At 63.3% G+C, this 24,513-nt stretch carries 21 protein-coding genes; 6 read left to right on the plus strand and 15 right to left on the minus strand.

Annotation, left to right across the window (positions count from 1 at the left end; all coding sequences use genetic code 11):
* The first annotated feature begins 132 nt into the window (after nt 1–132).
* A complete protein-coding gene (locus KMZ29_RS16670) occupies nt 133–873 on the plus strand; it encodes an SDR family NAD(P)-dependent oxidoreductase (protein WP_215620252.1) in 741 nt (246 codons plus the stop codon).
* Between the two features lie 193 nt (nt 874–1,066).
* On the plus strand, nt 1,067–2,296 hold the full coding sequence (locus KMZ29_RS16675) for an ABC transporter substrate-binding protein (RefSeq protein ID WP_215620253.1): 1,230 nt from the start codon (nt 1,067–1,069) through the stop codon (nt 2,294–2,296).
* A 352-nt stretch (nt 2,297–2,648) separates the two neighbouring features.
* Here KMZ29_RS16675 and KMZ29_RS16680 read toward each other — a convergent pair whose 3' ends face one another.
* The 4 genes from KMZ29_RS16680 to KMZ29_RS16695 form a co-directional block, all read right to left on the minus strand.
* Nucleotides 2,649–6,029, minus strand: coding sequence for an autotransporter domain-containing protein (locus tag KMZ29_RS16680; RefSeq protein WP_215620254.1), 3,381 nt, complete (start codon nt 6,027–6,029; stop codon nt 2,649–2,651).
* Between the two features lie 308 nt (nt 6,030–6,337).
* On the minus strand, nt 6,338–6,577 hold the full coding sequence (locus KMZ29_RS16685) for a DUF6894 family protein (RefSeq protein ID WP_215620255.1): 240 nt from the start codon (nt 6,575–6,577) through the stop codon (nt 6,338–6,340).
* Between the two features lie 345 nt (nt 6,578–6,922).
* Nucleotides 6,923–8,059, minus strand: coding sequence for a helix-turn-helix transcriptional regulator (locus tag KMZ29_RS16690; RefSeq protein WP_215620256.1), 1,137 nt, complete (start codon nt 8,057–8,059; stop codon nt 6,923–6,925).
* 454 nt (nt 8,060–8,513) lie between these two features.
* Complete coding sequence (locus KMZ29_RS16695; RefSeq protein ID WP_215624429.1) at nt 8,514–8,762, minus strand: hypothetical protein; 249 nt, start codon at nt 8,760–8,762, stop codon at nt 8,514–8,516.
* Here KMZ29_RS16695 and KMZ29_RS16700 point away from each other — a divergent pair.
* On the plus strand, nt 8,761–9,432 hold the full coding sequence (locus tag KMZ29_RS16700; RefSeq protein ID WP_369810134.1) for an outer membrane protein: 672 nt from the start codon (nt 8,761–8,763) through the stop codon (nt 9,430–9,432). The genes KMZ29_RS16695 and KMZ29_RS16700 overlap by 2 nt on opposite strands.
* Nucleotides 9,433–9,563: 131 nt before the next feature.
* Here the strand turns inward: KMZ29_RS16700 and der are convergent, their stop codons facing one another.
* Genes der through KMZ29_RS16715 form a run of 3 tightly spaced genes read right to left on the minus strand, consistent with a single transcriptional unit; the run spans nt 9,564 to nt 12,252 of the window.
* Nucleotides 9,564–10,949: a ribosome biogenesis GTPase Der gene (der, locus tag KMZ29_RS16705; protein WP_215620258.1), complete on the minus strand. Its 1,386-nt coding sequence runs from the start codon at nt 10,947–10,949 to the stop codon at nt 9,564–9,566.
* Nucleotides 10,950–11,002: 53 nt separating this feature from the next.
* Entirely contained in the window at nt 11,003–11,563 is a 561-nt protein-coding gene (locus KMZ29_RS16710; RefSeq protein WP_215624309.1) for a hypothetical protein, read from the minus strand.
* Nucleotides 11,564–11,598: 35 nt separating this feature from the next.
* On the minus strand, nt 11,599–12,252 hold the full coding sequence (locus tag KMZ29_RS16715; protein WP_215620259.1) for a tetratricopeptide repeat protein: 654 nt from the start codon (nt 12,250–12,252) through the stop codon (nt 11,599–11,601).
* Between the two features lie 325 nt (nt 12,253–12,577).
* Here KMZ29_RS16715 and KMZ29_RS16720 point away from each other — a divergent pair, with 325 nt between their 5' ends.
* Both KMZ29_RS16720 and KMZ29_RS16725 read left to right on the plus strand, forming a co-directional pair.
* Nucleotides 12,578–12,823, plus strand: a complete 246-nt coding sequence (locus KMZ29_RS16720) for a PilZ domain-containing protein (protein WP_215606742.1) — start codon at nt 12,578–12,580, stop codon at nt 12,821–12,823.
* Nucleotides 12,824–12,948: 125 nt separating this feature from the next.
* Nucleotides 12,949–13,764, plus strand: coding sequence for a tetratricopeptide repeat protein (locus KMZ29_RS16725; protein WP_215620260.1), 816 nt, complete (start codon nt 12,949–12,951; stop codon nt 13,762–13,764).
* A gap of 48 nt (nt 13,765–13,812) precedes the next feature.
* Here the strand turns inward: KMZ29_RS16725 and KMZ29_RS16730 are convergent, their stop codons facing one another.
* The 5 genes from KMZ29_RS16730 to KMZ29_RS16750 all read right to left on the minus strand — a co-directional run bounded on the left by KMZ29_RS16730 (nt 13,813) and on the right by KMZ29_RS16750 (nt 18,943).
* Nucleotides 13,813–15,081: a CpaE/TadZ family protein gene (locus KMZ29_RS16730; RefSeq protein ID WP_215620261.1), complete on the minus strand. Its 1,269-nt coding sequence runs from the start codon at nt 15,079–15,081 to the stop codon at nt 13,813–13,815.
* A complete protein-coding gene (locus KMZ29_RS16735; protein WP_215620262.1) occupies nt 15,078–15,821 on the minus strand; it encodes a CpaD family pilus assembly protein in 744 nt (247 codons plus the stop codon). The genes KMZ29_RS16730 and KMZ29_RS16735 overlap by 4 nt, the downstream gene beginning before the upstream one ends.
* 39 nt (nt 15,822–15,860) lie before the next feature.
* Nucleotides 15,861–17,333, minus strand: coding sequence for a type II and III secretion system protein family protein (locus tag KMZ29_RS16740; RefSeq protein ID WP_215620263.1), 1,473 nt, complete (start codon nt 17,331–17,333; stop codon nt 15,861–15,863).
* A 16-nt stretch (nt 17,334–17,349) separates the two neighbouring features.
* Nucleotides 17,350–18,147: a Flp pilus assembly protein CpaB gene (cpaB, locus tag KMZ29_RS16745; protein WP_215620264.1), complete on the minus strand. Its 798-nt coding sequence runs from the start codon at nt 18,145–18,147 to the stop codon at nt 17,350–17,352.
* A gap of 631 nt (nt 18,148–18,778) precedes the next feature.
* Nucleotides 18,779–18,943, minus strand: coding sequence for a Flp family type IVb pilin (locus tag KMZ29_RS16750; protein ID WP_215620265.1), 165 nt, complete (start codon nt 18,941–18,943; stop codon nt 18,779–18,781).
* A 354-nt stretch (nt 18,944–19,297) separates the two neighbouring features.
* On the opposite strand from KMZ29_RS16750, the gene KMZ29_RS16755 reads away from it, so the two are divergent.
* Complete coding sequence (locus KMZ29_RS16755) at nt 19,298–20,128, plus strand: hypothetical protein (protein WP_249779715.1); 831 nt, start codon at nt 19,298–19,300, stop codon at nt 20,126–20,128.
* Between the two features lie 123 nt (nt 20,129–20,251).
* Here KMZ29_RS16755 and KMZ29_RS16760 read toward each other — a convergent pair whose 3' ends face one another.
* From KMZ29_RS16760 to KMZ29_RS16770, 3 genes are all read right to left on the minus strand, one after another.
* Nucleotides 20,252–21,337, minus strand: coding sequence for an IS5 family transposase (locus KMZ29_RS16760; RefSeq protein WP_215620267.1), 1,086 nt, complete (start codon nt 21,335–21,337; stop codon nt 20,252–20,254).
* A gap of 269 nt (nt 21,338–21,606) precedes the next feature.
* A protein-coding gene (locus KMZ29_RS16765; RefSeq protein ID WP_215620268.1) for an IS630 family transposase occupies nt 21,607–22,673 on the minus strand; the annotation gives its coding sequence in 2 pieces (ribosomal slippage) (nt 21,607–22,184 and nt 22,184–22,673; 1,068 coding nt in all).
* A gap of 209 nt (nt 22,674–22,882) precedes the next feature.
* Nucleotides 22,883–24,499, minus strand: a complete 1,617-nt coding sequence (locus KMZ29_RS16770) for a class I adenylate-forming enzyme family protein (RefSeq protein WP_215620269.1) — start codon at nt 24,497–24,499, stop codon at nt 22,883–22,885.
* Nucleotides 24,500–24,513 lie beyond the last annotated feature (14 nt).

Consider the following 24,513-nt stretch of genomic DNA (forward strand, 5'->3'; position numbering starts at 1 on the left):
TGCGAACGCAGGGCCCCATAACCACCGGCCTTGGTGTTTCGAACGCCATTTGATACGAACACCTTCCGCCTCATAGCCATCACGGCGTATGGGTCCCTGCGTTCGCAGGGACGACGATAGAGTTTACTTTCCATGACCCCTCCCCTCGACACCCGCATCGCTCTCGTCACCGGCGCCTCGCGCGGCATCGGCTATGCCACCGCCCGCGCGCTGGCCAGGGCCGGCGCGCATGTGGTTGCGGTGGCGCGGACGCAAGCCGGGCTCGAAGAGCTCGACGACGAAATCCGTAAAGACGGCGGAGTCACCACCCTGGTGCCGCTCAACCTCACCGATTTCGACGGCATCGCCCGGCTCGGCGCGGCCCTGCATGAGCGCCATGGCAGGCTCGACATTCTCGTCGGCAATGCCGGCGTCGCCGGTCCCTCCTCGCCGCTCGGGCATATCGACATGAAGTCGTGGAACGACGTGATAGCGATCAACGTATCCGCGAACTTTCAACTGATCCGCTGCATGGAGCCGCTGTTGAAAATGTCCGACGCCGGCCGCGCGGTGTTCGTCACCTCGGCGGCGGCGAGCAAGGCCAGCGCCTATCTCGGTCCCTACGCGGCGTCGAAGGCGGCGCTGGAGACGCTGGCGCGGGCCTGGGCGCAGGAAACCGCCAACTCAAAGCTCCGCGTCAACCTGTTCGATCCCGGCCCGATCCGGACCCGCATGCGCGCGTCGATATTTCCGGGCGAAGACCCGTTGACGCTGGACACGCCGGAACAGGCGGCGGAATTCATTGTGCCGATGTGCGCGCCCGACTGGACCGCAACCGGCAGACTGTTCGACTACAAGACCCGCAGCCTGAAGAATTTCCGCGAGCCGGCATGATGCCGACCCGATACCGGAAATATATCTCCGAGATCGTTGCAGGAAATTCAGACTGACCTCCGACGCTCCACGACAAGCGCATTGCCGCGCCGCGACAGACGTACTAACGGGAAAGCCGGCCGGCTGGTCGACCAACCTGGCGAGGCTCCCTGAAGAGAGCCTTCCGGGCACTTAAACTCTTTGGAGGAACTCAATGAAGAAGAAAACACTCGCGCGGCACACCGCCGCGCTCATCGCATGCGCCGGGCTGGGGCTCGCCTCGCCCGCGCTGGCCCAGGACAAGATGGTCAAGATCGGCGTCCTCAACGACATGTCGAGCCTCTATGCCGACATCGGCGGCCCCAACTCGGTGGCCGCGGTCAAGATGGCGGTCGAGGATTCCGGACTGACCAAGAAGGGCTGGAAGATCGACGTCGTGAGCGGCGACCACCAGAACAAGCCGGACGTCGGCGTCAACATCGCGCGGCAGTGGCTGGACAGCGACAAGATCGACGTCATCGCCGACACGCCGAATTCCGGCGTCGCATTGGCCGTGAGCAACCTCGTCAAGGAAAAGAACGCGGTGATGCTCAACTCCGGCGCCGCCACCGCCGACCTCACCGGCAAGGCCTGCACGCCGAACACGATCTCCTTCACCTACGACACCTACATGCTCGCCAACGGCACCGGCAAGGCGCTGACCAAGGCCGGCGGCGACAGCTGGTTCTTCCTGACCGCGGACTACGCCTTCGGCCACGCGCTGGAACGCGACACCGCCGCAGTCGTTACCGCCACCGGCGGCAAGGTGCTCGGTGGCGTCAAGCATCCGATCAACACCTCGGACTTCTCGTCGTTCCTGCTGCAGGCGCAGGCCTCGAAGGCCAAGGTGGTCGGCCTTGCCAATGCCGGCGGCGACACCACCAACGCGATCAAGCAGGCCTCCGAGTTCGGCATCGTCTCGGGCGGCCAGAAGCTCGCGGCACTTCTGCTGTTCATCAACGACGTGCATTCGCTCGGCCTCAAGACTGCGCAAGGCCTGACGTTCACGGAATCTTTCTACTGGGACCTGAACGACCAGACCCGCGCCTGGTCGAAGCGCTTCCAGGCGGCATCGCCCAAGGGCACCATGCCGTCGATGACGGTCGCCGGCGTCTACGCCGCCGTCCTGCATTACCTGAAAACGCTGGATGCGCTCGGCGGCAATCCGCATGATGGCGCCAAGATCGTCGCCAAGATGAAGGAACTGCCGACCGACGATCCCTTGTTCGGCAAGGGCCCGCTGCGGGCCGATGGCCGCCGGCTGATCCCGGCCTACCTGTTCGAGGTGAAGAAGCCTGAGGAGTCGAAGTACCCCTGGGACTACTACAAGATGATCGCCACGATCTCGCCGGACGACGCGGCCAAGCCGCTCGCGACCAGCGATTGTCCGCTGCTGAAGAAGTAACTGCGTAGCAGTCATTCCGGGATGGTGCGTCAGCACCATTCCCGGAATCTCGAGATTCCGGGTTCGATGCTTCGCATCGCCCCGGAATGACTCTCAAGATGAACGACCATCCTTTTGGCCCGCCAGCATGCGCGCTTCGTCGATCAAGATCTGCGCTGGAGTCTGCGGGCGACGGGGCTATCGCCCGCAGACTAACACACGCACCGGCACGGATGGCCCGACCCGGTTCGGGAATCCCGCCGACTGACGAAGCGGGACTATTCCATGTACCGCCGCCGTCTTCTTCGATCGGCGGAGGCGGCAACCATTCCATGTTCATGACACGACGCCGTCCTCGCCGCGCGATACGACGTCAAAACGCGACGCGCACACCGCCTTTTGCCGTTCCGATACGGCTCTGGTCGGACATCATCATGCCTTCGACGGCGCCGAACACCGCGACGTTTGCGCGGATGCGGTAGTCGAAGCCTGCACCGGCCACGGCACCGACGGTGCTGCCCTTGCCGGGCGTCGCAAAGGCGAGGTTCTGCCCGATCAAGATGGTGCTGATGGTGGCGTCGCCTGCCCGCTGCTGGGCAATCACCCCGCCATGCACGTTGGTCTTGAGGTTGTGATCGCCGCCGAAGAAGGTCGTCACCCTCGATACATCAAGCTCGCCGCGCTCCTCGAAGTTCTGCAGCGTGCGGCTGCCGACCGTCAGTCCCTGCGCCGAACCGGTTTCGCCGTAGCTGTCGAACATCCCCGCGACATAGCGCAGGCGCGCGGTCGGCGTCAGCACGTAGCCGTTGCCGACGCCGTAGCGGAAGCCATAGGCGACCTCCGGGCTGACGAACCAGCCGTCGTAGCTTGCGGTCGCCGTCTCGACGCCGCCTGCGGCGAGATTGTTCAGCACCAGCCGCCTTGACTTGTTGGAAGCATTGCCGCCCTGCACCGCGAAATCGACGAACTGCGAGGCCCATTCGAAGCGGCTGTAGACGCCACCGAACACGTAATCGGTATCCACCGCCTGCGAATTCAGGTCGACCGAAAGTGCGCCGGCACCGCCGCCGATGAACCCGCCGACCAGCCAGTCCGGCCGCACCCTGCGATCGATGCCCATGGCCGCGCCCCAGGCCGTCGAGGTGGCGCGCAGCGTCGCATCCGTCTCATCCTGGGTACGCTGGCCGCCGAAGCTCGAGGCCCATACCGTGATCGGCGCAGGGTTCGCCCAGCCGGAATTCATCCCGGGGGCCTTGATGAAACGCCCGGCATTGCTGCTTTCGGGCGCATAGGCCATCGCCATCATCGCGCCGTTTTTGGACGGCGAAACGCCGTTGAGGCGGCCCTGTACCAGCGACGACACGCCGCCGGTGAAATCCATCAGGGTACGGTCGGTCTGCGCCAGCGCGGTGGGATCGAGCGTGGCGAGCTGGCTGCCGGCCTGCACCGCCGGACCGGTGAACCCGCCGCTGACGAAGCTGGTGTTGAGGACGCCGGTGAAGTTGATGAAGGTCGGAAGCCCAATGGTCGTGAGTGACGATACCCGGCTGCTCGGCGCGGCGCCGATTACATTCACGACGTCGTTGCCGAAGCCCATATCGACCACGCCGACGATGCGCGAACCGTTCAGCAGCGTCAGGGTATCGGCGGCGTTCGACAGTCTTATCGCCGTGCCGCCGGTGCCGGTGATGATGCCGGAATTGACAATGTTCGAAGCTCCGTTGCTGAAGATGCCAGTCGCTCCGGAAATCGTGCCAGAGTTGCTTACGACCAAGTTGCCGAACGCAAAGATGCCGATGCCGACCGGACCTGTCCCAGAGATAGTGCCGGAGCTTCGGTTGGTCACGTTCACCGTATCAGCGCTGATGCCGAAAGCTCCACCCGAGAGGGTGCCGGCGTTGTCCAAATTGACGGTGCCGGCGCGGATGCCGACCGCCCCGCCGGAGATGGTTCCGCTCGTCATGTTGGTCACGTTGGCTATAGCAGTGCTGCCGTTGGCTCTGATGCCAACGCCATCAGCCGCCGTCGCCGTGATCGTGCCCGCGTTGATGACGTTCGCTGTATCGGCCCCGATTCCCTCTTCATCCGCTGCGATGACGCCGGTATTCGTTACGGTGGCGAGGCCGGCTTTGATGCCGGTTCCGGCGGGTGCCAAGATGTTGCCGGAGTTGTTTATGTTGGCCGTACCAGCGCTGATGCCGAAGGTACCGCCCGAGATGGTGCCTGCGTTGTCCACATTGGCAGTGTCAGCGCGGATGCCGGCCAACCCGCCGAAAATGTTTCCGGTGCTCACGTTGGTCACGCCGGCCGTGGCGATCCCGCTGCTGCTGGCGTTGACGCCGACGCCGTCCACGGCCGTTGCCGTGATCGTACCGGCATTGACGACATTGGCCGCCGTAAGGGCATTGACTCCCCTGCCATTCCCACCAGTTGCGGAGATCGTCCCCGTACTCCTGTTGGTCACGTTGGCCGTGGCGATGCCGCCGCGGGCATCGACCCCGACGCCGTTTTGGGCCGTCGCCGTGATCGCGCCTTCGTTGATCACGTTGGCTGTTTCGGCATGGACGCCCGCACCATTCGCGCCCGTCACCAGGATGACACCGGTGCTCCTGTTGGTGACCGTGGCCGTGGTACCGGCGAAGACGCCAGTGCTGCCCCCAAGCGTCGCGGTGATGTTGCCGGCATTGTCGGCCCTGGCAGTGGAGTTGGCGGCGACGCCGAAGAGGCCCCCCGAGATAATGCCGGTGTTGGTGTTGACCACGTCAGCGGTACCGGTGTTGCTGGCGTTGGTGCCGAAGATGCCATGGCCGAGACCCGAGATGGTCCCGGAATTGGTAACTGTGGCGGCGCTGGCCCGAACTGCAACTCCAAAATTGCCGGTCGCCTGAATCGTTCCGGAGTTGCCTATGTTGGCTGTATTGGCGCTGATGCCGGAAGTGCCGCCCGAAATCGTGCCGGTGTTGTCGGTGACGTTGACGGTAACGCCGTTGATGCCAACACCGGTTGCGCCCGTCCCCGAGATAGTGCCGGCGTTGCTGACGTTGATGGTGGCGGTACCGTTTGAAGCAACGATACCGAAGGCATCGCCGGTTATCGTGCCCGTCCCGGAATTCCTCACTGTGGTGATCGAGTCGTTGCGCGTGCTCCGGATACCGGCACCGTTCGCGCCGATCGCCATAATGTCCGCTGAGTTGGTGATATCGACGGTCTCGCCGCTGGCATTGATGCCGTTGGTTACGCCGGATATGACACCACCGACTCCGGAATTCGTCAGGACGAGCCGATGAGCGACGATGCCAAAACTGCTGGCGGCCGTACCCGTGATCGACCCCGAGTTTGTGACATCGAGATCGGAGATCGAACTAATGCCGCTATGGGCTCCCGATATGGCCCCGGCATTGTTCACGCTGGCACTGCTGTTCTTCACGGCATCCGTATCTGAACTGATGCTGCCACCACTATCGACATTGACTATACCATCGTGATTGAACTGTATGCCGGGTACTCCCGTTGCGGTGATCGAAGCGCCGGATCCGACGTGGTAAGTAAGGCCGTTGTCAGTCGGGGCGCCAAAGCCGGGGTTATTGGTACCGGTGCATTCGACCGTGGTGCCGGTGGTGGTGCACGCCGCCTCTGCGCGCTCCACCATCGCGAACGGCGCGATGCCTATTGCCAGTGCAAACACATGACCTTGCGCAAAGCGACGGCGTGCCGAGGGCAGCTGCGCGAATCCGTTGATGACGGCCCGGTCCATTCCCATTCCCATTCTTCAATTCGATGCGTCGAATCGCCGAAGCCACGCTTCGACGCATTCACCGTAGTCACGCACAGAACCGCCGGCGTCCCTCGAACGCAGGAGCCGGCGAAGCGCACGGATGGTTCTTCGCGCCATTGTCGGCGACTGTTGCATAAATGCGACATGAAACCTCGGGTTGTGACGCAGTACCGATGGCGCAGGCGCGGACTCGATACGCGACGCCCCGATCGGCTACGACAGGGGCGAAACGCGCGGCAATACAGCAACAATCCTGAAGGCGCGTAACGTCGCTCCGGCGCCCATCCTCATGTCGTGCTGCCACCGGCAGCGTCGGGATCGATCGACGATCGGTAGACCTCCCTTCTGCGCTCGTCCCTGACACGTATCCAGCTTCCGCTGTTACGCAGTTCCGATCGCATCAGGAGAAGGTGCCGCGCCAGTTCATCCGCCGCCGCTGACGCGCTGGTCGGGTACTCGAACAACATTCCTCCGGGATCGAGAACAACATAACGATCGAAGAAGAGATCAAAGAAGAAACGAGGCATGCTTTTGGCACCATGAAGAGAGACGCGGCCGAGGCCGCATCGGGATTCATCGGTCGTATTTTGCTAGGCCCCACGACTTCACCCCGGCACCGCTTGCGGCAGAGGCGAATGACCAGCAACGTTGGATTACCTGGCTTTCCCGATGGTGGAATCGGGCAAGCGGCACACCCTGGCTCGCAGCCTTGGGGCAGCGAAGGATATTCATACCTGTGCCTGATGCGGCTGGCATCATTCGAACGCAGGAGACAAGGATGCGCGCACGGCGGCGAACCGCTACTGGCGCAAGCCCTCAGCGCATCGCACCCCGACTTTTTTGATCCTTACGGAAAACCGGTACTCGCCTCATCACATGCCCTGGCTGATCAGCGGCGATGCAAATCCCGCAACGATCTTGACAAGATCGGCCTGGCGATCGGCGCCGGTCTTTCCAAACAAGCGGCGGAGGTGCGTCTTGATCGTCGTTTCCCCAACACCGAGCGCGGCAGCGACTTCCGGAACACCGCCGACCTCAACGATGGCGAGCAGCACGCGCAACTCGGTCGGGGTCAGCTTGTAAGTCCGGGCAATGACCTCGGGAGGCGACGGGGTTTCGAGCGCGACCCTGCGAATGAACACCGCCGCCGCCGCAGTGTAGACAATGCCGGTAATGCGCCGGGCACCAGACGTCAGCGGCAGCGCGTGGATCACGTAGCGTGTGCCGTCCTGCCCCGTCAGCGGCAAGGCGATGCCTTGCGTTCCGATTGCCGCATCGCCACCGCCCGCAGCCGCAAAAAGCTGCTGTAAGGTGCGATCGATTTTCGTATCGCGCGCGACGAGCCGCCCTTCGGCCGCAAACAGGGCATTGCCGGCGTCGAGAATGACATGACAGGCAAGGTTCGCATGAACGATCCGTCCCGAGGAATCGACAAGGCAGATCCCGGTGTTAAGGCCATCGAGCGTATCGGCGAAAGTCGCAACCTCCGCCGATTTGAGATCGAACAGTCTGCCGACGAGCACCGACCGTCGAACGTGCGGAGCGATAAGGCGCATGCGCCGCCGCACCTCATCGTCGACAACACCGTCGCGTTCGTGGCGAAACACTCCGAAAAAGGCGGCGGTGGTCATTGATTTATCGAGCACCGCCGATACGAAATCCACCAGGCCCTGTGGCTGGACCCACTCCTTGTAAATCCGAGTGTCCAGGAATTCATCGTAGGGCATCAGGTCCGCTACCGCGATCGGTTGCCCGACATCAGCAAAGTAGTGGCCGGTCGTGGTCGGGTCGAATTTTATGTATTTGTCGAAATAGAGTTGCCGATAGTGCGGCCCGATGCCGGACTCGTAATGGACACTGCCCTCCCCGGAGATCGGACTCTTGGAAAAGATCGACGCCGCAGGGCCGCCGACGAAACGCCCGGCCTTGCCAACAACGTGCTCCCACAGCGAGGGGTCAAGCGCGGCATCATAAATTTCACTGATGAGTTCGGAGAGTTGTTCTGCCATGATCCATGGTCATCCTCGAAGACGGACACCCCGGCCAGCGGTCGTCGACGCAACCGCAGCCGAGTTGTGAGCCGCTGGCACAATTGATGTGACCCAAGGCCCGGTTTCGCCGCCCCCTGCAGCATAGATGAGATCGGGACACAAGGCCTGGAGGGAAACGATGGCGAGCTGGACCAAATGCGAAGCACCTCAATTCGGCAGTTCCATCGCTACAATAACCGTAGCGGTTTACCACATTATTTGGAGCGCTGCCGCAAGGGGCCGCCGATGCAGGAACAGGTTTCTGCCATGAAGGAAAGCAGGTCTCATCGGCGACCAGCACGCCGGCTCTTGTCGATTCGATTCACGAAAAGTTGAATATCCTTCACGACGAATGCTCGCGCCTGTGGGTGAACGGATTGGCTTTCTCCCATCGCCCCATCAGATCCCATTTGTTGACGCGCGCGCGCCTCTCTCATCTTGCAGCATTTTCGCAACACTCATCGCGTTTCTCTTCAGCATCGATCGTTCGATGGACGAGCGGCCCGGCAGCTTCGGAGTACGACGTCTCTAGGCAGAGATTCGACTTCTCGGCTGACCGATCGAGAGGTGTCATGGCAAGTTCAAGGCTCATTGTTTCCGCCGCTGTAATCGTCATCGCCGGAACGAGCGCGGCGTCGGCCGCAGACTTACCGGCGCCGGTGTACACAAAAGCTCCGGTCATGGTGAACCCCGCCTACGATTGGTCGGGGTTCTATGTCGGTGCCCACGTCGGACATCTCTGGGGCTGGGGCAGATCGCGCGTATTCGACAACGGCGTGCTGACCGAGTCCGGAGCGCCAACCAATGGTGCAGTGGGCGGTATCCTCGCGGGATACAATTGGCAATCAGGACCGCTTGTCCTGGGAATTGAAGGAGACTTCGGCTGGAGCGACGCGCAGGGGCACGGTACGGTGCCTCCGCCTCCTCCACCTCCACCGCCACCGCCACCGCCACCGCCACCGCCACCGCCACCGCCACCGCCACTGCCTCCCGTTATTCAACATGCACCCAATACCTATAACTTAAGGTGGGACAGCCACTTCGTCGGCAAGGCTGGCTTTGCGTCAGATCGATGGTTGGTTTTCGCCACGGGCGGCCTGGCGATCGCTGGCCTCGACTTTCAAGAGGGCGCGGCACCTCCCGCTCCGCCTGCCGACGGAATCAGCGAAACATATGTGGGCTTTTCGGTTGGGGCCGTCGTCGAGTACGCATTCAGCCAAAATCTGCTCGGTCGGCTGCAATATATCTACGACGACTTTGGCAGTAGAGACTACGTTGCTTCCGATGGCGGTGCGTACCGCTTGAGGCTCACCAGCCAAACGCTGAGGGGCGCGCTTTCCTGGAAATTCTAGATCAGCGTCACGGACATCCACTTCGTTCCATCGGCTTGATCGACGTTGCCGTCAGCGGCGGTTCGACAGCCGCGAACCACAGGCCGGTGGAGACACAACATTGACAGGCGGCCCGCCCGTGCGCCCTTCGCTTACGACGGCCGCTTGCGCTTGTGGGCGAAGGGGTTGGCTTTTTCGCGCAAGGAGATCCGCACCGGCGTGCCAGGCAGTTCGAAATATTCACGCAAGGAGTTGACGAGGTAGCGCAGGTAGGATTGCGGCACGGCGTCGGCGCGCGAGCAGAACAGGATGAAGCTCGGCGGCCGCGCCTTGGCTTGCGTGATGTAGTTCAGCTTGAGCCGGCGGCCCGACACCGCGGGCGGCGGGTTGGCGTCCACCGCCTGCTCGAACCAGCGATTGAGCGAGGCCGTCGGCACCCGCTTGTTCCACACCGCGTAAGCCTGTTCGATCGCGCTCATCAACCGGTCGATGCCCTCGCCCATCAGGCCGGACACCGCGACGATCGGCGCGCCCCTGACCTGCGGCAACAGATGATCGGCGTCGGTGCGCAGCGCCGATATCAGGCTCGACTGTTTCCCCATCAGGTCCCATTTGTTGACCGCGATCACCAGCGCGCGGCCCTCGCGCTCGATCAGGTCGGCGATGCGCAGATCCTGTTCCTCGAACCTGTTCTGCGCGTCCATCATCAGCACCACGACTTCGGCGAAGCGGATGGCGCGCAGCGCATCCGACACCGAGAGCTTTTCCAGCTTTTCCTCGATCCGCGAGCGCCGCCGCAAGCCTGCGGTGTCGAACACGCGAAAATCCCGGCCCTGCCAGGTGACTTCGACGGCAATCGAATCGCGGGTGGTGCCGGCCTCGGCGCTGGTCAACAGCCGCTCCTCGCCGAGCAGGTGATTGATCAGCGTGGATTTCCCGGCATTGGGACGACCGACGATCGCCACGCGGATGGGGCGCTTCGCAAGATCCTCGTCGGACACGATGATGTCGTCATCGTCGAATTCCTCGGCTTCGGCGGCAGGCTCCGGCATCAGCGCGCGCAGCGCGTCATAGAGATCGCTGAGGCCTTCGCCGTGCTCGGCCGAGATCTGGATCGGCTCGCCGAGCCCCAGCGCATAGGCTTCCATCGCGCCGGCATCGCCCTGCTTGCCCTCGCTCTTGTTGGCGACCAGCACCACCGGCTTGTTGGCGCGGCGGGCGAAATCGGCAAAGCCGCGATCGTTCGGCGTCAGCCCGGCGCGCGCGTCGATCACGAACAGCAGGGCATCGGCAAGCGCGATCGCGGTCTCGGTCTGCTCCTGCATCCGCGCGGTGAGCGAACCCTTGGCGCCCTCGTCGAGGCCGGCGGTGTCGATCAGGGTGAATTCGAGATCCCCGAGCCGCCCCTGGCCCTCGCGGCGGTCGCGGGTGACGCCAGGCGTGTCATCGACCAGCGCAAGCTTCTGCCCGACCAGCCGGTTGAACAGCGTCGATTTTCCGACATTCGGCCGGCCGATAATGGCGATCGTGAAAGACATGAGATTTCCGTGCGCTCTTTGGGAAGCGCGTGTCAATTGGATGAAGCAACGTATTAGCGCGTAAAGGTGCCGCTCGGCAGCGGCGCCGGGAATGGCGCGGCGGATTGTTGCGATTGCGCAGGCTGCGCGGGTTGGGCGGCCGGCGGATCCGGTGGCGGCGCGGTGGTGCGGCGGCGCACGATCTTCGCCGGCTTGGGCGGCGGCGGCGCCGCGGCGGTGCTGCCATCCTCCTCAGGTGCGGCATCGGGATCCGGCGCGGCGGCAGGTTGTGGCGCCCGGCTGGCGGTGACTGGCGGCTTGCTCGACTTCGCCCCGCGCTTGGCTTTCGGCTCCTCCGCAGGCGGCGCGGCGGCGGCCGCCGCGGCCTCGGCGTTCTGCCGATCGATCTGCTCCTGCCGGGAGCCCTTGTACAAATCCTTCGGCACTCCCTGCTCAAGGCCCGGCACGCCTTCGGGAAATACCGGCTTGCGCTCGCCGGGCAGCTTCTTCTTGGTATCGAGGAAATCGAGCAGATCGGAGGGATCGAAGCCGCCCATGCCGCCGGCGCAGCCGGCCAGCGCGCCCGACAATGCGACGACGACGGCGGTGGCGATCAGGCGTTGCGAGCGGCGCATGGTCGATTTCTCACTCAACTCTCTTATTCCCGCCGTCAGCTCTTCGCGACCGGCGGAAGCAATGCCTGCAGCGCTTCGGCGCGCGAGCGCAGGCTCGGCGGAGTCTCGCCGTCATTGGCAATCAGGTCCAGCCACTTTCGCGCGGCCGTGGTGTCGTTGGTGCGCCAGGCCGACAGCGCGAGCAGCTCGCGCGCGGTATGGCGAAAGGTCGCCCCTGGTGCTGCAGCCGGCTCGAGGCGCTGCAGCATGTTGGGATAGGTCGACGTCTCCAGCAGCAGTCCGGCCGCGCGGATCCTGGCCAGGTCCTGCTCCGGCGCGCTGACGCTGCGATCGGCCGCAATGTCGTCATAGAGCTTCGCCGCTGCCTGCGGATCGCGGCTTCCGGCTTCCGCCGCCGCGCGCAGCCGCGCCAGCATGCGGTAGCCGGACGGCGCCTTGGCGGCCAGGTCGGTGAAGGCCGCTTCCGCCTCGCTGTGCTTGTTCTGCTCGGACAGCTCGGCGGCCTTGTCGAAGGCGGCGCCGGCCTCGGCGGCCTTCTTGGCCTCGAGATACTGGTAGCCGCGCCAGCCACCCACCGCGGCAATGATCAAAAACGCGCCGGCGACAATGTAGATCGAATACCGGTCCCACAGCTTCTTGAGCTGGTCGCGACGTACGTCCTCGTCGACTTCATCAAATAATTCAGACACTTAAGGTTATCCCATCCCCGGTGAGGCGCGCGAATCCGCATGCGCGCGCCAATCATCCGATCCCGGCGTGCGGCGGCGATACCCTAGCGATATGGCGCTGGCAAGGCAAAGCCAGCCGGATCAAAGCGTTAAGGACGATCGGCCGCTACCCGGGGGGCCCGGCGCGGCATTGGGGCCCCCTGCGAGCACGGAAGCCCCCGGTAAAGGAACCTCAAAGGTAAATGATCAATTTCGAAGCGTTGCGCTAGCCCTATTCCAACGATTCTTCTGTAAACGAGAGACAAGAATGCCGGATGGCGCATTTTGGGTAAGGCAAGGGATCAACATGCTGGCGAATCGACGTAAGAGCGAACGTCGTCTATGCAGACGGGTCGCGAAGATCCAGTTCGGGACCGGCTCGCTGCCGCGCGACTGCATGATCACGGACATTTCGGCGGGTGGCGTGAAAGTCATCGCCGATTATCCCGACATTCCCCCCGAGTTCACCATCATCCTGTCGACCGGCGATCCGCGCCAATGCCGGCTGGCGTGGCGGATCGGTTGCGAATTCGGCGCTCAATTCGTCGATTAGGACAAAGGCGCCCCGCAATCGGTTGACCGCAGCCGGGGCGCCCGCCTCCTTAACGGGAACTTAGGGTTAAACTGTGAGCATTTCTGGTCAGTCGATGATCAGGGTCAAACTTCGTGCTCCAGCATATGCTCCAACCACATCGCTTCGCGAGGCTTCGTGCCTTCGCGGCATCGTCCGCGATCCTGGCGCTGGGGCTTTGCGGCTGCCAGACCGCGGGCTCACCGGACATTACGGGCTCGCTGGGCGACAAACCCGAGGTAAGCCGCGCCGCCGCCTCGCCGCAGCAGCTGGAAGTCTATCGCGACCGCTTTCGCGCCAATCCCAAGGACGCCAATGCGGCGCTGGAATATGGCAAGGCGCTGCGCGCCTCGGGGCAGCGGTCGCAGGCGGTCGCAGTGCTCGAGCAGGCCACGATCGCTCACCCCGGCAACAAGGCGCTGCTTGCCGCTTACGGGCGAGCGCTGGCCGACAATGGCAATTTTCAGCAGGCCTACGACGTTCTCACGCGCGCCCATAGCCCCGACGATCCCGATTGGCGCATTCTCTCGGCGCAAGGGGCCGTACTCGATCAGCTCGGCCGCTACGAGGAAGCACGGCAATACTATGCCAGCGCGCTGAAGATCGCGCCCGACGAACCTTCCGTGTTGTCCAATCTCGGCCTCTCCTACGCCCTTTCAAAGGACCTGCCCAAAGCGGAAGAAACGCTGCGCCGCGCCAATAGCCGCGCCGATGTGAACCCGCGCGTGCGGCTGAACCTGGCGTGGGTGGTTGGCCTGCAGGGCCGTTATGCCGAGGCCGAAAGCATCGTGAAGGCCGACCGGCCGGCCGAGGAAGCGGCGGAGAACGTCGCTCAGCTGCGGCGGGTGCTGTCCCGCAAAGAGAAAGAGAATGCGCGCGCGGAAGCCGGCAAGACGCCGGCAACGACCCGGCGCTCCGATTGATCTTCATTGTCTTGCCGTGCGAAGCGCGGTGGCGCTTCGCAAGCGGGCCTACTTTGCCCGCAATTTCCTGATCAGCGGCGACAGGAACGAGCCCCGCCGCTTCCTGGCGTCGCCACGGCCGGTCAGCTGCTGCGCGATGCCTAGGAAGGTTTCAGTGGTGCGGTGACGGGCTGAGATCTCCGCGATCATCTGGCCGTTGTTGGCCGCCGCGCCGAACAGCTTCGAATCGAACGGGATCGTCGCGATCGGCTGGCTCTCAATGGCCTTGGCGAATTCGCGGGCGCTGATTTCCGGACGCTTCGGCAGGCCGACCTGGTTGAGACAATAAAGCGGGGTCCGGTCGTTGGGCCGCGCCCCCTTCAACATGGTGAGCATGTTCTTGGCGTTGCGCAGATTGGCGAGGTCCGGCTCGGCAACGATCAGGATGTCATCCGCGCCGAGCAGAACGCGCTTGGTCCATCCAGACCACTGGTGCGGAACGTCGAGCACGATGCAGGGCGTCGTCATGCGCAGCGTATCGAAGATCGAATCGAAAGCTTCGGCGCCGAAATCGTAGACCCGCTCGAGCGACGCCGGCGCCGCCAGCAGGCTGAGGTTGTCGGTGCATTTCGCCAGCAGGCGTTCGATCAGGGCGCTGTCGGGCCGATCTCCCGAGAACACCGCGTTCGCAATGCCCTGCAACGGATCCTTGTTGTAGTCGAGGCCGGCGGTACCGAACGCGAGGTCGAGATCGATGACGACGGAATCCAGCGAGAGGTCGCGCGCGATCGCCCAGGCCACATTATGCGCGACCGTGGATGCGCCGACGCCGCCCTTGGCGCCGACGACGGCGATGATGCGGCCGACGGCTATCGCCTCCGACGCCGAGAACAGGCTGCAAACCGAACGCACCACGTCCAGCGGAATGACCGGCCCGATCACGTAGTCGCTGACGCCGCGGCGCACCAGCTCGCGATAGGGCGCGGCATCATTGGCATTGCCGATCACGACGACGCGGGTTCCGGGATCGCACACGGTGGCGAGTTGATCGAGGCCGGCAAGAATATCGCTGCAGCCTTCGGTTTCCAGGACGATCACGTTCGGCGTTGGCACGGTGCGATAGGCGTCGACAGCCGCTGCCATGCCGCCCATTTGAACCGTGATGTGGGCCTTGCTGAGGCGGCGGTCTTCGGCCGCCGACCGCACGGCAGATGCGGTTTCCACGGTCTCGCAAAAGGCCTGCACCGACACGCGCGGCGCCGGCGCGATGTAATCGTCCGCGGGCGGCGGGCCGTTGTCCGGCAGGTCTTCGGAATTTCGACGGACGGAGCTGATCATTTGCCTGTATCGCTGAGTTTGGCCTTGTCGGCTTCGGGATAAACGGTCGTGGTCGGATCGCCCTTGCGGTACCTCTCGAATGCCGCCGTGCGCCGCGCCGTATAGGCGGGAGATTCGGGGCGCGGCTGTTCGAGGTCCGCCGGGTTGTCGATCATTGCGGCGAGGTTGCGCTGGGTCGCGCAGCCGAAATTATGGTACGGTCTGTTCTGGGAATATTCGGGGTTCAGCACCGAAGGCCCGAGATCGTCCGGCCACAAACCGCAGGGCCCGGCCACCGCCGCGATCTTGGGATAGGTCAGCCTGATCGTGGCGAACTCGCGGGGATCGTCCGGACGGTAGCGATTCAACTTGATCCCACGGGAAGGCACGCCGCCCGCGACGAGCACCGAGCGGATTTCCTGGTAGGCCGACGCCGCAGCCCGCGCGTTCGGCGTGTCGACCGGCACGTCGGCCACGATCGCGCCGGTGCCTTCGCGAACCCAGGTCCGCGCCAGTCCGGCGACGTCGGCGCGCTGCGAGGCGGACAGGCCGCCGCGAGCATGACCAACGAAAACGACGATGGAGTGATCGCCTTCGGTGACGGCGATCGGATGACGCAGGCGGTAGTCGGTGGGAGTGCTCGCCGTCACCAACTCTGCGGTGGTGTTGTAGGTGCACGCACCCAGGACGGCCGAGAGGCCGACCAGCGCTCCCAGCAGGCGCAGGCTTCGATAGCGATCGACCGATATCATGTTTGTCATCGTTCCGTCCTCGTCCCGCCCTGGCCGGGCGCCCCCGTCTCAGTCAATGATGAAGCCGAAATTGCCCTGGAAGCCCCCGATCGGTTCGACGCGACCGGGGATGCCGTAAATCCGGTTGATCTGGGCCAACAGCGTCGATTGCGAATCCGACGCAGGTGCAAATCCGTCATCGGGACGCGATAACTCTTTCTGGGCAACCGCCCGGACCACATAGGGCGTCACCAGGACCATCAACTCGGTCTGGTTGTTGACGTAGTCCTGGCTGCGGAAAAGCGCGCCAAGAATCGGCAATGAGTCGAGACCGGGCAAGCCGTTGACGGCTTGCTTGGTCTGTTCCGCGATCAGGCCGGCCATCGCCATCGAGCCGCCCGAGGGAATTTCCAGGGTGGTCTCGGCGCGGCGGGTCTTGATCGAAGGCACGGTCAGCGAATTGCCGGCCTGGTTCAGCGTGATGGCATTGTCGTTGGAGAGTTCGGAGACTTCGGTCATCACGCGCAGGCTGATCCGTCCCTCGGAGAGGACGACCGGCGTGAAGTTGAGCGAAATGCCGAATTTCTTGTAGCTGATCTGGGTGGTGCAGACATGCGTGACCGGATCGCAGGAATAGCCTGCGGGGACCGGGAATTCGCCACCCGCGATAAAGGTGGCGGACTCGCCCGAGATGGCGGTCAGGTTGGGTTCGGCCAGCGTACGCACCACGCCGGCGCTTTCCATTGCGCGCATGGTGGCGGTGACCGTGGGCAGCCCCTTGGTGATGGCGGCGGCGGTGAGGCCATTGTCGCTGACGAGCGGGCGGCCGTAGGCGGTGAACGGATTGCTGTTGTTGAAGTTCACGATCGCGGTGCCGTAGTTCATGCTGGCGCTGAGATCGACACCCATCTGCTTGATGATGTCCCGCCGGACTTCCGAGACGTTGACCTTCAGCATCACCTGGTCGCGGCCCTTGACGACGATCGAGTTGACGACCTTGTCGGTGCCGCCCACCAGCCGCGCGGCGAGATCGCCCGCCTGCTGCGCCTCGATCGGCGACGATACCGAGCCGGTCAGCATGACGCCCTCGCCGACGCCCTCGATCTGGATTCCCGGCAGGGTCTGCTTCAGCGCGGCGCGCACGCCGTTGAGATCGCGCTTGACCGCGATGTCATAGGCGGCGACCTGCTGGCCTGCGGCATCGAAGAACACGACGTTGGTCTGGCCAACCCCGGCGCCGATGATGTAGGCGCGCTGCGCCGAGCGGACCACGGCATTGGCGATCTTGGGATCGGCGACCAGCACATCCTTGACCTCGCGCGGCAGGTCGATGATCACGGATTTGCCGATGCCGAGGGCGAGAAAACGCACCTTGGTCGATCCGACGGTGGCAACCGGCGCTGGAAGCGGCGCCGCGGCGACATCGTCATTCGCCAGCACGGGCGTCATGGCCGGGTTGAGCGTCAGCGCGGCGACGGCCGAGAACGACAGGGCGCGAACCAGCACGGCCCGCACTGACGATTGATTTCCCCTGCACTTCATATCGAGCGTCCTTCCGTCACTTCTGTGTCATTATCGAGCTGTGGACGCCGTAGCGAACCACATTGATGCTCTCGCCCCGCTTCAGGGCTGCCTGCTCGTCAGTTGTATTCTCGACTATGTTGACATCGGCGATGCTGCGCAGCGCCAGCGCCAGCGAGCCGCTCTGGCGCGCGCGGGCCAGCGTCTCGGCCTGTTCCGGCTTCAGCTCGAGCGTCACGGTCTTGCCGACTACGGCGTTCTGGCCGTCTTTTTCCTTCGGCGCCTGATCGATCGCGAGCACGCGGACATTGCTCAGGATGATCTCGGAATTGACGACGTCGGGGCCGTTGCGGCCGGGGTTCTTCTCGCGCTTGGAAAGAATCACGTCGACCCGGTCGTTCGGCAGGATGAAGCCGCCGGCGCCGGTCTCCGGCGAAATTTCGGTGGAGATGGCGCGCATGCCGGTGGGCAGGATCGCCGCCATGAATCCGGATCCGTCGGCCTTGACCAGCTTCTGCTCGCGGATCGGCTCGCCGGCGATGAAAGGCGCGCGCGCGATCGAGCCCGCGACCTGGTTGGTGGCGTCAGGGCGTTCGCCGCGGCGAATGAAGGTGCCGCTGGTGGCAGTCGCCGGCCAGGTCTGCCACTGTAGATCGTCGGGCTTGAGCGACTGGCCGAGGCCGATGTCGGCCTTCGCCACCAGGATGTCCACGGTCTGCAGTTGCGCGACCGGTTGGGCCGGGACGGATTTGTCGCCGGAGCCGCTCGCGAGATAGGCGGCAACGCCGCCAGCACCGAGAGCGATGGTCAGGACCACAATACGGGCGGTATTCATTACGCTTTACGATCTACTTTTACGCCAGGCCCCTGAACCTCAGGGTGATGACAACTTCTGCTCCAGGCATGACTAAGCAGTAAAAGTATAAGTGAACTTGAGGACCGGATGAGTTTGCGGAAACGAGCGATGGATTTGTCGTCATGGTGAACGGGACGTTGATGGTGAAGAGAGCGTTACCCGTCCGGCACGCGGGGTCAGCAAAACTACGGGCATAGCGGCTTTGAGCGGTCATGCGAGCGCGACAACTTCCGTGTCAACCGGCAGGCGCTCCCGGATTTCCAGGCAGTAAGGAGGCGGTGGACGCAACAATCGCAGGCAGCGCCGATCGACGACTTCGAATTGCGCGGTCGGCGCCCGCGCAGGCCAGCGGGCCTTGGCGCGCGATCTTGCTAACCGGCTACGCTCGTGCCGGTTCGGGTTGCCGCGCGGGCTCAGGAGGACGGGAAAATGGTGGCGGCCGGGAATCCAGGTTCTCGCTCGCGTGCTGCCATGCCAGCACTTTGCTCCGTCAGTCAGTGGAAAAAGAGTGGGCGGAAAAGACGTCCGACAGGAAACCGGCGGCAAAGCCCATTCGAGCTGCCGCCGGTAACCGGATTGCGTTGCCACCCCCTGGGAAGGGGATGCGTCGTTACTTCAGCGAGTTGTTGATCGAGGTGAACCTGGCATTCAGGTTGGTGCCGAGGCCGTTGACCACCGCGATGATCGCAAGCGAAATGCCGGCGGCGATCAGTCCATATTCGATGGCCGTGGCGCCGGATTCGTCATTCCAGAAATTCAAAACGGAACGCTTCATGTGATGCTTTCTCTCTCTCGCTATGGGGCCCTGCTCCACCAGTTCCCTCGCACGCAACCTAGTGCGGAAATTTCTAAGCTTGCATGAAGCGAATTGGCGCAAATTCCCTAGACATTGCGCGCAGTTTCAGAAGCAAATTTGACGCGATTTCGTTGCCGACGACCTCGATCGTTTCGGCATATCGCCGTAAAGAGCCGCCCCGACCCATAACGCCGGAAAACGCCTTGGAGCCTGGATTTGGCCAGAGCGTATTGACATCGCGGCTCGAAAATTGTCGTAATCTTTTCGCCTTACCCGATCTTTTGTATTTGCAGGTGGTTCATGCTTCGCCACGCTTTGATTGCAGTTCTTGCCATGGGCCCGGCGGCGTTGCCCACAGCTTCCCTGGCCTACGACATCAAGCCGAAGACACCGGAGTCGGCGTTCGCGGCAAAACTACGCCCGGATATTCTGGGTGTCTCCACCGACTCGTCGGCCGAATCCGCGCGGGCGATCTTTGAATCGGCTTTCAGGGGACGCACCAATACCAGTACGGATATCCAGCAGCCGAAATTCGGCGGCACCGCCATCAGCTACACCGCTGCGCTGGTTTTCAGCCTTCCCTCCGGCCCGAAACAGACCGGCGAAGTGCTTTCGGGGAGTTTTTCGTCGCCTGCCAGCAGCAACCGCGCTTATTTCGTAAGCCGCAACCTGACATTTGCGCAGGACCAGCAACCGTCCAAGGCCGAGATGATCAAGCAGGTCATGGACAAATACGGCGCCCCAACCATCGTCGGAAACCAGCACCTTTATTACATCTACCGCGCAGGCAAGATCGTATCCGTTGGCGCGAAGTACAAGGAAGCGACCGCACTGGAGGCCGTCGACCGGCCGCTCGAGCCGAGAACGGCGATCAAGCTGAACGACGCCAATGGCCGCGGCAGCTGCGTGGCCATCGTGAAACGCTCGCTGGCCAAGGAAAAAACGCTGAGCGCGATGCTGGGCGAGGCGAAAGGCGCCAATTGCGACGGCGCGCTGAGCGTGGAGCTGACCACGGGAAACACGCCAGACCGGGTCGGCAATGCACAATTCACGCTGCTGGATTTCAAGCGAATGATAAGCGCGGCCGCCATCGACGGCGAGGCCCTTGCCGCGGAACAGAACGAGCGAAATCCGACGCCGCGGGCAAGCGCGCCAAAACTCTAGCAGTCTGCTGAAAAACCTTGAAATGGAGAGTTTTCGTATTGTCGCCGGTCGTTGTTGGGGCGGCGCGGTGGAGTTGGATGTAATTTTCTAGTCTGGTGTTGGGTGTACCCTGACGCCGGGTGGCTAAGCGGCAAGCAGTTTGGGAATGCGGATCAGGTTATAGGCGATCAGATTGAGCAGGAAGTCGGCGGCGACGCGGCCGATGCCACGATGTTTGGTCTTGCGCATGGTGCCATGCTGCTTGCCCCATCCGAAAATGCACTCGACCATCGCCCGGCGCGATTGCGACATGCCGTACCCCGAATGCCGCGTGGTTCGTTCGTCGATGGCGCTGTTGCGGTTCTTGCCGGTTTTGGTGACGGCCTGGTTCTGTGTCACATGCGGCGTCACGCCGATGGCGCGAAGATTGGCGACGTGATCGGCCGTATCGTACGCCTTGTCCTCACCGACCGTGATGCGGCGGCCTGCGGCTTTGCGTCTCGCCTTCAGCATAGTCTCCGAAGCCCGGCGTTCGGCGGTGCCATTGGCATGCGTGACCCTGCCGGCCACCGCCAGCCCATGCCGGTTCTCCATGGTGGCGTGGCCCATATAGCAAAGCTTGGCCTCCCGTCCGGCCGCCTTGCGATAAAGCCTGCTGTCCGGGTCGCTGGTACTCGCATGGGTGTCGTTCTTGCGCTTCTGGCCGTGGAAGTTGGCGCCGTCATCATCGTCACCGCTGCCGTCCTTGGGGCGAAAGCTCTTCTGTGACGCCCAGGCTTCGATCAGCGTTCCATCCACCGAGAAGTGCTCGTCCGACAGCAGCGGCTTGACCTGCGGATGGTTCAGAAGCCTGGTCATGAACTTCGTGAACACATCGCCGTTCTGCAGCCGCTCCCGGTTCTTGGTGAAAGTGGTCGGGTCCCAGACCGGATCGTCCGGCGACAGCCCCACGAACCAGCGATACAAAAGATTGTAGTCCAGTTGCTCCATCAACTGGCGTTCCGAGCGGATGCCGTAGAACACCTGCAGCAGCAAGGCGCTCAGCAATTGCTCTGGAGGGATCGAAGGACGTCCCTCGCTGGCGTACAACCTCCCAAGGCTGCGGTTCAAATCACTCAAAACATCCCGGACAAGTTCCCGGACCTTCCGCAGCGGGTGGTTCGCTGGCACACGCCTGTCCGGCGCAATGTACGAAAACAGGCCGCCCTGATCCGTAAACCTGCCGCGCATGATCGCCTCCGCCGATTCGAGATGATAAAGTGAATCATCAAGCACCCTCCGTGGCGAGGGGGTTCTTCAGCAGACTGCTAGAGCCTCTTCCGTTCCGATTGAATCGGAACGGGGCTCTATCTTTTGTTTTGACGCGTTTTCTTCACGCGAACCGGTATCCACTTCGCTTGAAAACGCTCTGGTACCTGGAATCGTAAATCGGTAATGCAGCCATCCTTCGAGACGGCCGCTTCGCGGCCTCCTCAGGATGAGGTCTAATACCAACGGCCTCAAGGAATGACCGTCGCCCAGGTTCTGGATGTGATTGAGGCAACGCGCTCGGGGTCGTCGGCGAAGAAGCGCCAAGCAGCGCAGGATTTGTCGACAATGTCGTCGTAGCTTTCGAACACGGTGATGGCGAGTTTGTTGCCGCGCAGATATTCCCAGACATTCTCGACCGGGTTCAGCTCTGGAGCGTAGGGCGGCAGGCGGACGAGCGTGATGTTGCTTGGAACGGAGAGACGCGCCGCGACGTGATAGCCTGCGCCATCAATGACGAGCGCAGCATGTGCTCCCGGCGCAACACGGCGGCCGATTTCGGCCAGATGCATGGACATGGCATCGGTATCGGCGGCGGGCAGGACGAGCGCCGCCGTAGCTCGGCGTTGCGGACAGACGGCGCCAAAAATGTAAGCCCACTCGTAGCGTTGGTCGCGTGGCGCACGAGGCCGTGTTCCTCGCTTGGCCCAGACGCGGGTCAGCGTCCCTTGCTGGCCGATGCGGGCTTCGTCCTGGAACCAGATTTCGATGGGTTTGTCTTTCGCGCGGTCGGGGAGTTGCGCCGCGACCGTTGCGGCAAAGTTTTTTTAAAGGCCTCCTGGGCTTCTTCGTCGGCCTGCGGATGGCGCGGACGCACCGAGAGCCGGCGGTAGCCGAGCTTCGCCAGCACCTTGCCGACCGAGCGTTCATGCAATGCGACGCCAAAGCGCCGTTGCAACTCGTCGCGCAAATCCACGCGCCGCCAGCGCACTACCCCATGGCGAGCCGGATCGGGCCCGGCCTCAACCAGCTTGGCCAGTTCGGCTTGCTGCTCCGCTGTGAGTTTTGGCGTGGGACCTGGCGTCTTCAAATCGTGCAGGCCGTCCAAGCCCTCAGCGTTGTAGCGATGCACCCAATCCCGCAGGGTCTGGCGATCCATGCCGCAGCTCTCCGCCGCCGACTTGCGATCCATCCCATCGAGCACCATCGCAAGAGCCAACATCCGCCGTGCTGCTGAACCATCCTTCTCCCGGCCCGCCGCCGCACGAAGGTCCTTTGCCGTCAAATCAAGCCGTAGGATCCTAACCGCTCCACCCATCGATGCTGCTCCTCTCTCAAGAGCAAACATCGAGTCAGAGTTTCTCTGATTTGGGAATCCCAAAATGAGTCAAAAGCCGCGGCCGTTGGTATAACTTGTTGATACACAACGACCTCATGCTGAGGAGCGAGCATCGCGAGCGTCTCGAAGCATGGGCAACAAGCGACTCACTGACCATTAATAGTGAGTACTAGCCCGGACCGGCAAGCCTACTGCCGCACCGCGGCCCAGGTCGCTGCTGAAGCCTCGCGTAATTGCCGTTTCATCACCTTGCCGTTGGCATTGCGCGGCAGCGGCTCCACGGTGAGGTCCATCGTCTCCGGCACCTTGTAGTCCGACAGCCGCTCGGCGCACCAGGCACGCAAGGCCTCGGCGCTGACATCGCTGCCGCGGGTCACGATCACGGCGTGCACCCGCTCGCCGAGCACCGGGCAAGGTCTTGCAATGATGGCGCTCTCGACCACACCGGGATGGCCGGCCAGCACGGATTCGACTTCGGCGGAATAGATCTTCAGCCCGCCGCGGTTGATCATGTCCTTCTGGCGGTCGAACACGCGCACGAAATTTTCCCGGTCGATCGAGCCGAGATCGCCGGAATGCCAGAACCCGGCGGTGAAGCTTTCCGCCGTCGCCTTCGGATTGTTCCAATAGCCCTTGATGACCGAGCCCGAGCGAATCCAGATTTCGCCGATCTCGCCGCGCGGCAGTTCGCGGCCATCGGCATCCACCACGATGATGTCGGCGCCGGGACACGGCAGGCCGACGCTGTCGATGTGCCCTGCGGTCAATTCCGGCGGCATGATGGTCGAGGGCGAGGTGGTCTCGGTCGAACCATAGGCATTGATCAGCTTCAGGCCGGGAATTTTCGCGGCGAGCTTTTCGATCGTCGCAATCGGCATCGGCGCGCCGCCGAATCCGCCGATCCGCCACGCCGAGAGATCGTAGCTGTCGAAATCCGCCTGCAGCAGGCAGAGATTATACATCGCCGGCACCATCACGGTCTGCGTGGCGCGCTCGGTGGCGGCGACCTTCAGGTAATCCGCGGCCTTGAATTCGGCGACGATGATCAGCGTGCCGGCGCAGCGGACCATGCTCATGATGTTGGCGACCACGCCCGTCACATGCGCGAGCGGCACCGCCGCGATCGAGCGGTCGGTCGCGGTCAGTTCCATGCAAGCCTCATAGACCATGGCCGAATGGATGATATTGCAATGCGCGAGCATCGCGCCCTTGGGCCGCCCCGTCGTGCCCGAGGTGTAGAGGATCATCGCGGTGTCTTCTTCGCCGACCGCAGCAGGCTCCGGCAAAGGCGCATGATCGGCGAGGATTGCGAACTGCGACGCGCGCGGGTCGTCATCGACCGATATCCGGTGCACGAGGTCGGGCACGTCGCGGGCGTCAGGCAGGCGATCGGCAAGCCGGGCCTCGTAAATCAGCAGTTTCGCGCCGCAGTCGGTCAGCACATAGGCGATCTCGGGCTTTTGCTGGCGGGTCGAGAGAACGACCGACACCAGGCCGAGATAGGCGGCGGCCGAGACCGCCAGCACGAATTCGATTCGGTTGCCGACCAGCAGCGCGACGCGGTCACCATGCTGCAGGCCCAGCTTGCGGAAGCCCGCCGCGATTTGCGCCGATTGCTGCGCGACCTCGCGCCATGTCATCCGCCGCCCGCCGCAGACCAATGCCTCGCCGTCCGGATGTCCGGCGGCCGCCTCCGCGATCATCGCCCAGACGCTGGCCGGCCGCTCGCAGAACGCCGGTACCACGCGATCGCCGAACCGCGCCTCGAGCCGCATCGGGGGAATTGAATATTGCGACCAGTCCATCGTCGCGCTCTGCT

The sequence above is a fragment of the Bradyrhizobium sediminis genome, from assembly GCF_018736085.1.
In the GTDB taxonomy this organism is placed as follows: Bacteria; Pseudomonadota; Alphaproteobacteria; order Rhizobiales; family Xanthobacteraceae; genus Bradyrhizobium; species Bradyrhizobium sediminis.

Bases quoted from the DNA above. Each gene is read 5' to 3' on its own strand.
- KMZ29_RS16735 (WP_215620262.1), bottom strand. From the start codon at position 15,821: ATGACAAACATGATATCGGTCGATCGCTATCGAAGCCTGCGCCTGCTG.
- KMZ29_RS16740 (WP_215620263.1), bottom strand. From the start codon at position 17,333: ATGAAGTGCAGGGGAAATCAATCGTCAGTGCGGGCCGTGCTGGTTCGC.
- KMZ29_RS16670 (WP_215620252.1), top strand. From the start codon at position 133: ATGACCCCTCCCCTCGACACCCGCATCGCTCTCGTCACCGGCGCCTCG.
- der (WP_215620258.1), bottom strand. From the start codon at position 10,949: ATGTCTTTCACGATCGCCATTATCGGCCGGCCGAATGTCGGAAAATCG.
- KMZ29_RS16720 (WP_215606742.1), top strand. From the start codon at position 12,578: ATGCTGGCGAATCGACGTAAGAGCGAACGTCGTCTATGCAGACGGGTC.
- KMZ29_RS16700 (WP_369810134.1), top strand. From the start codon at position 8,761: ATGGTGAACCCCGCCTACGATTGGTCGGGGTTCTATGTCGGTGCCCAC.
- KMZ29_RS16675 (WP_215620253.1), top strand. From the start codon at position 1,067: ATGAAGAAGAAAACACTCGCGCGGCACACCGCCGCGCTCATCGCATGC.
- KMZ29_RS16755 (WP_249779715.1), top strand. From the start codon at position 19,298: ATGGGCCCGGCGGCGTTGCCCACAGCTTCCCTGGCCTACGACATCAAG.
- KMZ29_RS16695 (WP_215624429.1), bottom strand. From the start codon at position 8,762: ATGACCGGAGCTTTTGTGTACACCGGCGCCGGTAAGTCTGCGGCCGAC.
- KMZ29_RS16680 (WP_215620254.1), bottom strand. From the start codon at position 6,029: ATGGACCGGGCCGTCATCAACGGATTCGCGCAGCTGCCCTCGGCACGC.
- KMZ29_RS16685 (WP_215620255.1), bottom strand. From the start codon at position 6,577: ATGCCTCGTTTCTTCTTTGATCTCTTCTTCGATCGTTATGTTGTTCTC.
- KMZ29_RS16760 (WP_215620267.1), bottom strand. From the start codon at position 21,337: ATGCGCGGCAGGTTTACGGATCAGGGCGGCCTGTTTTCGTACATTGCG.
- KMZ29_RS16710 (WP_215624309.1), bottom strand. From the start codon at position 11,563: ATGCGCCGCTCGCAACGCCTGATCGCCACCGCCGTCGTCGTCGCATTG.
- cpaB (WP_215620264.1), bottom strand. From the start codon at position 18,147: ATGAATACCGCCCGTATTGTGGTCCTGACCATCGCTCTCGGTGCTGGC.
- KMZ29_RS16770 (WP_215620269.1), bottom strand. From the start codon at position 24,499: ATGGACTGGTCGCAATATTCAATTCCCCCGATGCGGCTCGAGGCGCGG.
- KMZ29_RS16725 (WP_215620260.1), top strand. From the start codon at position 12,949: ATGCTCCAACCACATCGCTTCGCGAGGCTTCGTGCCTTCGCGGCATCG.
- KMZ29_RS16690 (WP_215620256.1), bottom strand. From the start codon at position 8,059: ATGGCAGAACAACTCTCCGAACTCATCAGTGAAATTTATGATGCCGCG.
- KMZ29_RS16750 (WP_215620265.1), bottom strand. From the start codon at position 18,943: ATGAAGCGTTCCGTTTTGAATTTCTGGAATGACGAATCCGGCGCCACG.
- KMZ29_RS16730 (WP_215620261.1), bottom strand. From the start codon at position 15,081: ATGATCAGCTCCGTCCGTCGAAATTCCGAAGACCTGCCGGACAACGGC.